1 protein-coding gene is annotated in these 787 nt (G+C 48.4%); it reads left to right on the top strand.

All coding sequences use genetic code 11. From position 1 onward, the window contains the following. Nucleotides 1–174 precede the first annotated feature (174 nt). Nucleotides 175–405 (top strand): hypothetical protein, encoded by a 231-nt coding sequence (locus QQK43_RS23720; protein WP_284309647.1) that lies wholly within the window; start codon nt 175–177, stop codon nt 403–405. The last annotated feature ends 382 nt before the right edge of the window (nt 406–787 follow it).

Below are 787 nucleotides of genomic sequence, written 5' to 3'. Positions count from 1 at the left end.
ATAAGATTATTAGATTTGTAATTAGACTTAGCTTCTAAGATTGTGTAGGGTTCTAATATACGACAGTTACACTTAGCATACATGACTGTTCGTTTAGTCTTAGCATATAAGATTGTTTGAGTTTTAATATAAGATTGTTAAAACATAAATGTCTCATGACTTAGCAGATGTTTCTTGTATGAACAGATGGCTGATCGCGATGAGGAACAGATATTGTACGATACAATCGCGGAGGGAAGCAGCCAGTACTGGAACGAAGAAGAGGGGAACGAGGATCCAAACCAGTACTTGAACGAGGAAGGGAACGTGGAGAGGGATGCGGAGGGGAACCAGCAGGGGCACGTGGAAAGGGATGTGGAGGGGAACCAGGAGGAGGAGGCTAGTGGTAGTCAACCCTCCGTTTGACAGAAGAGGGCACGCGGGCAACGAGGTGCAGCGAAGAAGCTTGAGGGTCGGCACATCATAACGGAAGTGCAAGAAGATCGACGTCCTAGTGCCCCGGCCGAAGCCGCCAAGAACTATGTACGTCACAGCGGTTGGGTTGTGCGGGATAACGTGCCTGTCAGTACGGTGTACTGGCGAAGAACAAGGGCACGCGGAGATCATGAGAGCTTTGTCCCAGATTCGGAGAAAGAGATGCTGTGGACCACAATGCTCGAGACATTCACCCTTCCCGCGGGTACAGAGGACAAAGTGAAAAGGTGGACTCTGAAGAAAATGGCACAACAGTTTCAGAGCTTCAAGGGAGAGTTGTACAAGAAATATATCCTGAAGGGGCAGACACCGA

Source organism: Hydrogenophaga electricum (assembly GCF_030160815.1).
In the GTDB taxonomy this organism is placed as follows: Bacteria; Pseudomonadota; Gammaproteobacteria; order Burkholderiales; family Burkholderiaceae_C; genus Hydrogenophaga; species Hydrogenophaga electricum.
Note: the sequence above shows the minus strand (reverse complement) of the source record. Positions and strands in the feature narration are given on the sequence as shown.